The sequence below is a fragment of the Peptostreptococcaceae bacterium genome (assembly GCA_016649995.1).
Lineage (GTDB): Bacteria > Bacillota > Clostridia > Peptostreptococcales > BM714 > BM714.
Genome location: JAENWJ010000068.1, coordinates 1 through 7,749, shown reverse-complemented (window position 1 = coordinate 7,749; position 7,749 = coordinate 1). Strand labels below are relative to the sequence as shown.

General features: G+C 42.3%; 10 protein-coding genes. 1 reads left to right on the top strand and 9 read right to left on the bottom strand.

Going from position 1 to position 7,749, the window contains the following annotated elements; genetic code table 11:
- Nucleotides 1-241: 241 nt before the first annotated feature.
- The 3 genes from JJE29_08660 to JJE29_08650 all read right to left on the bottom strand — a co-directional run bounded on the left by JJE29_08660 (nucleotide 242) and on the right by JJE29_08650 (nucleotide 1,723).
- Complete coding sequence (locus JJE29_08660; protein MBK5252685.1) at nucleotides 242-838, bottom strand: DUF502 domain-containing protein; 597 nt, start codon at nucleotides 836-838, stop codon at nucleotides 242-244.
- A 340-nt stretch (nucleotides 839-1,178) separates the two neighbouring features.
- Entirely contained in the window at nucleotides 1,179-1,547 is a 369-nt protein-coding gene (locus JJE29_08655; protein MBK5252684.1) for a hypothetical protein, read from the bottom strand.
- The gene (locus tag JJE29_08650; protein MBK5252683.1) at nucleotides 1,529-1,723 is read right to left on the bottom strand and encodes a hypothetical protein; all 195 of its coding nucleotides are present in this window, start codon (nucleotides 1,721-1,723) and stop codon (nucleotides 1,529-1,531) included. Before JJE29_08650 ends, JJE29_08655 begins: the two co-directional genes overlap by 19 nt.
- 188 nt (nucleotides 1,724-1,911) lie before the next feature.
- Here JJE29_08650 and JJE29_08645 point away from each other — a divergent pair, with 188 nt between their 5' ends.
- Entirely contained in the window at nucleotides 1,912-2,118 is a 207-nt protein-coding gene (locus tag JJE29_08645) for a hypothetical protein (protein ID MBK5252682.1), read from the top strand.
- Nucleotides 2,119-2,501: 383 nt separating this feature from the next.
- On the opposite strand, the gene JJE29_08640 is transcribed toward JJE29_08645, so the two are convergent.
- The 6 genes from JJE29_08640 to JJE29_08615 form a co-directional block, all read right to left on the bottom strand.
- Entirely contained in the window at nucleotides 2,502-2,864 is a 363-nt protein-coding gene (locus JJE29_08640; protein MBK5252681.1) for a VOC family protein, read from the bottom strand.
- Nucleotides 2,865-2,919: 55 nt separating this feature from the next.
- The gene (locus JJE29_08635; GenBank protein ID MBK5252680.1) at nucleotides 2,920-5,022 is read right to left on the bottom strand and encodes a glucosaminidase domain-containing protein; all 2,103 of its coding nucleotides are present in this window, start codon (nucleotides 5,020-5,022) and stop codon (nucleotides 2,920-2,922) included.
- Nucleotides 5,023-5,236: 214 nt separating this feature from the next.
- Entirely contained in the window at nucleotides 5,237-6,046 is an 810-nt protein-coding gene (locus JJE29_08630) for a formate/nitrite transporter family protein (protein ID MBK5252679.1), read from the bottom strand.
- A gap of 11 nt (nucleotides 6,047-6,057) precedes the next feature.
- Nucleotides 6,058-6,912, bottom strand: a complete 855-nt coding sequence (locus JJE29_08625; GenBank protein ID MBK5252678.1) for a bifunctional 5,10-methylene-tetrahydrofolate dehydrogenase/5,10-methylene-tetrahydrofolate cyclohydrolase — start codon at nucleotides 6,910-6,912, stop codon at nucleotides 6,058-6,060.
- A 9-nt stretch (nucleotides 6,913-6,921) separates the two neighbouring features.
- Nucleotides 6,922-7,554 carry a cyclodeaminase/cyclohydrolase family protein gene (locus JJE29_08620; protein ID MBK5252677.1) on the bottom strand — a complete coding sequence of 211 codons (633 nt, stop codon included), beginning with the start codon at nucleotides 7,552-7,554 and terminating at the stop codon, nucleotides 6,922-6,924.
- 74 nt (nucleotides 7,555-7,628) lie between these two features.
- Nucleotides 7,629-7,749 (bottom strand): formate--tetrahydrofolate ligase (locus tag JJE29_08615; protein ID MBK5252676.1); only part of this gene is annotated, 121 nt, incomplete at its 5' end.

The following is a 7,749-nucleotide window of genomic DNA, read 5'->3' as shown; positions in this document are numbered from 1 at the left end:
CATCCTGAGCCAGGATCAAACTCTTAATTGAAATCTCAAATACGAGTTTCGCTAGCAATTATTTATTGCTTTAATTCTTTTTTAATGCTTTGCTCTCTTACTGTTCAGTTTTCAAAGACCGCTATTTCACTTGCTTTGCGCTATGTCAAGTGCATGTTGTTCGCCTTTAACGCGCTTTATTATATTACCATGATTGATATGGGGTGTCAACCGATTTAATCCTTTTTATTTAATAAATATTTTAGATTTGCAATTTGTTCTTTTTGACATTGTCAGGTATTACAACTCCTACGGAAATTATGATTTTTATAGCCTCGTCAACGGTCATATCCAAATTTTGAATTTCGTCTCTTTTGTAAAAAAGCAAAAAACCGCTCGTCGGGTTGGGTGTTGTAGGAATAAACACCGGCAACATCGTTCCATCCTTTGAAATAGACCTTTCATTGGTGATGAATCCGATTGCATGAACGCCGGGTCTTGGATAATCAACCATCACAGGTTTCTTGAAAGTGATTTTATCCTTCAAAAGCAATGAATTGCTTATTTCTCTGACCGTTCCGTATATGGTCTGTGCGATAGGGATCTTGTTAAAAATTCGATCTGTTATATTAATCAATTTCTGTCCAAGATAAGCCTTGGCAATTAATCCCATCGCAAATACAAGCGCAACAGTAATTAAGAAACCTATTCCAACCACGCGATATCCAAGAACCTGGGTTACCGCATCAGCAAAAATACCGTCGATTATAATGAACAATTTGTACAAAATATACAAGGTTATTGTTATTGGTAAAACTGCCCCCAAACCTGCAAGCATTACGCCTAAGAATTTTTTCATTGATTTCCTCTATTCCAAATCAAATTTTATGAACTTCTGGCATTATTTCTGTAGATTTTTTTCAACCTGTGCCTTTTGACACTCCCCACGGATAAATCCGGAGGATTCTCGAATGATTAAATACCAGTCCGTTTCCGGTAGGCAAGTATGACTTCGAGTTCCGAGGTGTGTCATCACCTCGTCCCGTGCCAGGACATATAGCCGCACGGGCTGAAAGCCTGCTGCTATGCAGCGCCGGCTATCACAGGTGCATCAATAATGTTTGTTGCACCGACTAAATCTCTGTGGGATTGACCAAGGTTCTTTCTAAGTGATCGGAATCGTCTTTTGAAGAATTTGTTCATTCGTCCATTGCCAAAGAATTTGACTTTGCCATCAGGTTCTCCATTGTTCTTGATATACCGTCGGTTCCGAGACAGCCTACCACCGTTGTGACCCCTCCGACTAACAAATCGTCCGGCGTGATTTCCGGGGTCCTGCTTGAAAATCCGCCTTCTCCCCCGCCTCCAAGTATATGCACATGTCCATCAATTAAGCCGGGGATAGCAATCATGCCCGAAGCATCTATTTTTTCTATGTATACATTGGATTCAAACTCACTCAAATCCTTATTTATGGCGACGATTTTCCCTCCTGCAATCAGCATATCCATTTTACCCAGACATTCAGGAGCATATACTATCGCTTTTCTTATGAGTTTAACAAGCATCCGGCAACCTCCATACATGTGGTATTAAGCATATACAATATTATATCACGAATATCATCTAAATCGTCAGGTGCAGATTCATTCCTTACAAGCCCTCTTTGTTTTATTCGACTTATGCCTCCGCAAACCTCCATGCTTCCACTAAATAATCCGCTAAAAACCAATCGTGCCTTCAAAAAAAATACTGCCGCCTTTTTCTCATAATGGCATCCCTCCCACCGGCAAATAGCATTTTGCCTCTTATCAAGACCGGTCTCTTCTCTTCATCTTTTCTGGAAATTCAACAAACAATTTAAAAGATCCGCCTAATGGGTATATAATGAATATGAACTTATATCAAAACGATAAAGAAAGGGGATTTATAATGAATTCATCAAAGCAATTGGAAACCAGCGAAATAAGAGCCCTCGCAATGATTGTAGTAGGCAGAAGCGCCGACGATACAAACGTCGAAGCCGTCGCCCAGATCGTTTTAGAGCAATACCTTACGACAATCGGCATATTTGAAAACTACAACCACAATATGGCCAACATGAAATATGAAAGCGGAGGCATCATCTCCAAGAAATAATCACGATTCAAGTGAAATAGCCAACAATCGGATGAATGAAGAAAAAAGAGCCTGGGGAATATAAATTTCGCAAGGCTCTTTTCCATTTAATAAATTCCATCAAGAAGACTTCTTTCTATTATCAAATGGTCTACTGGTCATGGACTATACCCACAAGATACCAGGTGCCGCCGTAGTCTTCAAAAACAAGCCTCAGGCTTTTCCAATCCATGCCTTCGTGAGGGTCTTAGGTTGTTATCAGCATAAGCCTCAAATAAAACAGTCGGGACGACGGGGATAGCTTAGTTAATAAGAGAAACCGCTGACACTAAAGAAACATTTTGGTATCAAGTAAGCTCTGTTCCTAAGAATCCCGTGGCTTTAGCCATGGTAGGTTCAACCAATCACTTTCTTTCAACCAATTGAATCCTGAGTCCGTTCGGGTCCAACACGAAAAAATATGTCATATGGGGATTCGGAGAAAATGGTCCGCTTATTATGTCGATACCTTTTCCCTTAAGAAGAACCTTCAATTCGTCCATTGACTCTGTTTCAAAGCCCAATGAAATGCCACTTCCCATGTTCGCATCTTCCCCTAATTCATTGTAAATCAACTCGACTTGGGTCTCGCCCTTTCCGAGGAAAACTATTTCCATCCCCTCTCTTGGCGAAAATCTCCTGTTAATTTCAAGCCCAATGATTTCCTGATAAAAATCCAATGATTCTTTCATGTCCTTGACCATTATTGTGCTCCAGCAAAATTTCATATTTTTCTCCTTTTTTACATTCCAGATTATGGATTTTTATCTTGTCAATCAATATTTATATTCCGGTCTCGTCAAGCTTTTGCAATTCATATAGTTTTATTATGTTTATCAGCTTCATTGAATAGTCGGGGTCAGTGGCGTAACCCGCCCTTCTGACCGCCCATGCACCAAGTGTACCGTCGTACATAACCTCTCTGAATGGCGCATATCGCGATTTGTTGAGCAAAAGGTTCTTATGATCATCCCATGCTTCGCCTACATAGTTGTATGCCCTGAATTTGGCATCTGTTCTGAACGAAACACCATTATAGACCTCCCAGGTATTTGAAACAACCGAACCGTTTGTACCTGCGCCCTTTATTCCGAACAGGTTGTTCGAAAACTTGCCGTTGTACTTGTCAACGGGAACGCTCTGCCCCCATCCCGTCTCGAGTATCGCCTGCGCCGTTTGAAGCGCCGCGGACATCCCTGTCTTTTCAAGGGATTCAACGGCCATGCCCGATGCGAAATCAAGAAAATTTTCTTTTTCTGTTATGGCTTTGGATTCATAGAGTTTCCCCAAATATATCTTAAACCCGATGCTGTCGCTTCTTATCGCTTTATCGCCGTAGATTCCTTCGGCATATATCGATACATTTCCCGCATCCTCTGAAGCCGGCACAAAAGCATATTCCTCGTCGGGGTCAATACCGGATGCAACAATCTTTGTATTTCCCGTATCCTGGTTGACAAGGATGTAGTTGATCCCGCTAAAATCGACGTTGCCGACGGACTTAAGCGAAGCTTCTCCCGTCAATACCTGATTTGGGCCTACTCCCTTTATCAAAATCCTCGGTTCACCGTCAACATTTACTCCAACAAAATCACTCTGATAAACTCTGCCGGCCGTATCCAAAACCTTCACGGAAAGTTCCATTTCTCCGGATTCCTCCGGACCGGGAAACCATTTGTATCCCCCATATGGAATCGTCGCGAGAACTCTTTCTTGACCTGTTGCAGCATCCCTTGCAATGTACCGGGTCTCGGTTACGTCGAAGTTTCTGTCCGCGTACAGTGTCACGGCTTTATTCACCGTCATTCCTTCCGTTACTCCCGACAGGGAAATCTTTTTGTCCAGTGCAAGCATCACATTTACACCTTCGCTTTCATATGCATTGCCCCCTGCGTCGTATGCAACCGCCTTTACCATATAGGAACCGCTTTGACTTGACGAGGGAGTCCATGAGTATGTGCCCCAAGGGTCCTTCTTCCCGGTTGATATGGCATAACCATCCATAAGTCTTGTGAATTCATATTCCATATTTTCGGCGAGAAAATTCACTTTCTGTCCCAATGTGACAGTGCCGCTCACAACTTCCCCATTTTCCAATCCTGAAAGCGAGACAAGAGGTTTGACATCGATATTAACGAGGATTGAATCTCCCCCGATGAACTCTCTATTTTCATCGTACATTGCAACGGCAAGGACCTTTTCTCCCCTATCCTCAACCTTCGGAATATAGACAAGTTTCGTACCGGAGCCTTCTGCCTTTGCAACTACAAATCCCTTAGCCGTTTCACAGTTCATAAGCAGAAGCCTTGTTTCATATGCTCTCTGCAGATATGAATCCGGCACTGAAATTTCTACAGAGGTTTCTCCCATTATGACGTCCCCTTGTTTGTGAGACGTTATCTCGACATCGAAAAACGGTTTTATGTCTGAGCCTTTTTTAGAATCCACATAAACAATTCTATTTTCTCCATCCCATTCTATCCCAGTTCCCAATGCGTTGCTGACAAGCCTAAGCGGAACATATGTGCGATCGTTTATTATTTTCGGAGCTACATCGCTCAAGTTATAGATTTCACCATTGTCATAATCCACCAGATGGCTTCCAATCCAGAGCCGCACGCTCCTTTCACCCTTCTCAACTCCTACCGTCCTTTTTTCTCCATCCCAGACGACATCCGCCCCTATTTCCTCCGAAACAAATCGTATAGGCACCAGTGTCCTATCGTTTTCAATCACGGGTGCGGAAAGCTCGGTGATGTCTTTTCCATCAACGATGAGCCTTATGTCTCCGACAACCGCGGCATCCGCATAGATTGCTCCCCCAAATATAATAGAGAACATCAAAACAAGCGAACATGCAATGCTACCACAATTTTTCCACATCATATTATTCAACCCCTTCTATAAACTAACATTTCCTCAATTACACCTAATTACATGGAACCCTTTACCTACTTAGATTATACTACCATTTTAATATATAGATACTTCCATTAACAACAAAGCGGTTACATTCTAAGGTTTATTTTCTGTTTGTCAAAAAAATCTGAAATGGTCCGACATTGTCGGACCCCATTATATTCAACATATAAGCTTGATTTCAAGTTGTATTTTTTTTACTCTTTTTCATTTCTTTTGAATCAAATACATAAACATACCAGTAAACGGCAGGAATAAGTATTGCCCCTCCGATTATATTCCCGATTGTAACTGGAATTATATTGACTATCCACATCTGCGACCACGTGATATCCGCGCCAAGGAATATGCCAAGGGGAATGAAATACATGTTTGCAATACTATGTTCAAACCCCGAAAGAACAAACAGCATCACCGGAAACCACATAGCCAGTATCTTTCCGGATATGTCTTTCGCACCGGCCTGCATCCAAACGGCAAGAACAACTAAAACGTTGCAGAATATCCCCCTAATTATGGCTTCAGACACCGAAAGCGAAATCTTTTCGTTGGCAATCGCTATAGCCTTTGACGCAACAGCCGGCCCGTACAAACCTGAATTTGCAAGCATATATGCAAGCACTATTGAACCGATGAAATTGCCAAAAAAGACAATTGTCAAATTCTTTATTAAATTTCTCAACTTCTCGTCTTTGTTGATTACCGCTAGGGATATGAGACAGTTTCCTGTGAATAGTTCGGCTCCGGCTATTACTACCAACATTATTCCCACCGGAAATACAGCCGCTCCGATTAGTTTAGCTAATCCAACATCTACAGTCTTTCCGAGTGTCTGCATAACGATTATATCCGCATGGGACCCAAGGCCTACAAACATGCCTGCAAATACTGCCAAAAGTAAAGTCTTCATGACTGCAAGATTGGCCTTTTTCTTTCCTATTCCTATCCATTCCTGGGTTATTTCACCCGGAGACAAAAATAACTTTTCCATTATTTCACTCCTCACATGCCGGTTTGAATCTTGCATGCTTTAATAACATGCTTTGCCAAAACCGACGTTGTTACCGATCCCACTCCTGCAGGCACCGGGGTTATCATTGAAGCCTTGTCAATACTTGATTCAAAATCTACATCCCCGCACATATTGCCGTCTTCGTCCATGTTTATTCCAACATCGATTATAACAGCTCCGTTCTTAACATAGGAATCGTCTATCATCTTTGCTTTTCCAACCGCAGCCACCAAAACGTCCGCACTTCTGCATATTTCGGACAAATTTGATGTGCGGGAATGGCAAATAGTTACCGTCGCATTCTCTTTAAGCAAAAGCATAGACACGGGTTTCCCGACAACCATCGACCTTCCAACTACCACTGCATGCTTTCCGCTCAGGTCTACGCCGTAATACCTAAGCATCTCCATGACGGCGGTAGGAGTTGCAGGTGGAAACCCCGTATCATCACCTTCAGTGACCTTTGCGACATTTACAGGTGATAAACTGTCGACGTCCTTTTCAGGCGATATTATATATTTGATCACGTTCTCATCAAGGTGTTTAGGCATAGGCCTAAACACCAATATTCCATGGACATTTCTGTCTCCGTTTATTTCCTTAAATCTATCAATGAAATATTCCTGTGAAATATCAGCAGGAAAGGAGATAACTTCAACTTCAATTCCGCATTTCGCCATACTATTCAGAGCGCCTCTTTCATATGCCAAATCGCTGTGTTCAACACCCACTCTAACGATCGCAAGCTTCGGCTCGACCCCTTTTTTCTTTATTTCTTTCACATCTTCTATAATCGATTCGATAATCGCATCGGCTACTGCCTTACCTTTTATTACTATTCCCATTTGAGACTCCTATCTATTCATTGTCTTCAATACTTTTTCATAGACCTCGTCTGCCACTTTCGCTCCCACTTCTACAATCGCATCTATATGCTTCCTTGTTTCTGCGGCATATTCCTCATCATTTATGGAGTTTACGTTTATCATCACGTTCAATTGCGCTCCATAGAGCGCTGCCTTTAGGCACTGAACACCCACTCCAACATCGCTTATTATTATCTTAGAAGAAATGTCAACAAGCTCCTGGTGGACAAGTATGGACTCGTATATGGCCTCGACCATCTTTACGGGCGCGCTACAGGCTACTTTGAGTGCGCTTTGAAGTTTTTTCTGTTTTGCTTCTTTTTCCTCATCTGTTTCGGCTTTTATTCCATAGGCTTCGGAAAGCGGAAAGAAGTTTTCGGCGTCTTCGTCTATTAGGCTAAGGAGCCTTTCTCTAAGTTCTTCTCCCCGCTCTAGTATTTCTTTGTGTTTTTCTTCTACGCCGATGAATTTCTTCTTACCTATTGAAAAGTTTGCAACCATGCTTGCAAGGGCGACTCCGAGTGCTCCCGTAAGGGCTGCTGCTCCGCCGCCTCCGGGGACGGCTTGTTTTGATGCGAGGATTTCTGCAAATTCTTTACAGGTCTTTTGTGTGAGTTCCATTTTTTTCTCCTGTTTTATCAGCCAAGCGCAAGAAAAATGTCTATTGCGCTTGGCTGCATTTTGTTTTCTTTTATTTAGAAGAGGCCTGAGATTACTCCGTTTTGGTCTACGTCTATTTTTTCTGCGGATGGGACTTTTGGAAGCCCTGGCATTTTCATTATGTTTCCTGTTGAGACTACTATGAATCCTGCTCCT

Coding starts and splice junctions, on each gene's coding strand:
- JJE29_08660 (MBK5252685.1), bottom strand. CDS start 838: ATGAAAAAATTCTTAGGCGTAATGCTTGCAGGTTTGGGGGCAGTTTTA.
- JJE29_08655 (MBK5252684.1), bottom strand. CDS start 1,547: ATGCTTGTTAAACTCATAAGAAAAGCGATAGTATATGCTCCTGAATGT.
- JJE29_08645 (MBK5252682.1), top strand. CDS start 1,912: ATGAATTCATCAAAGCAATTGGAAACCAGCGAAATAAGAGCCCTCGCA.
- JJE29_08640 (MBK5252681.1), bottom strand. CDS start 2,864: ATGAAATTTTGCTGGAGCACAATAATGGTCAAGGACATGAAAGAATCA.
- JJE29_08635 (MBK5252680.1), bottom strand. CDS start 5,022: ATGATGTGGAAAAATTGTGGTAGCATTGCATGTTCGCTTGTTTTGATG.
- JJE29_08630 (MBK5252679.1), bottom strand. CDS start 6,046: ATGGAAAAGTTATTTTTGTCTCCGGGTGAAATAACCCAGGAATGGATA.
- JJE29_08625 (MBK5252678.1), bottom strand. CDS start 6,912: ATGGGAATAGTAATAAAAGGTAAGGCAGTAGCCGATGCGATTATCGAA.
- JJE29_08620 (MBK5252677.1), bottom strand. CDS start 7,554: ATGGAACTCACACAAAAGACCTGTAAAGAATTTGCAGAAATCCTCGCA.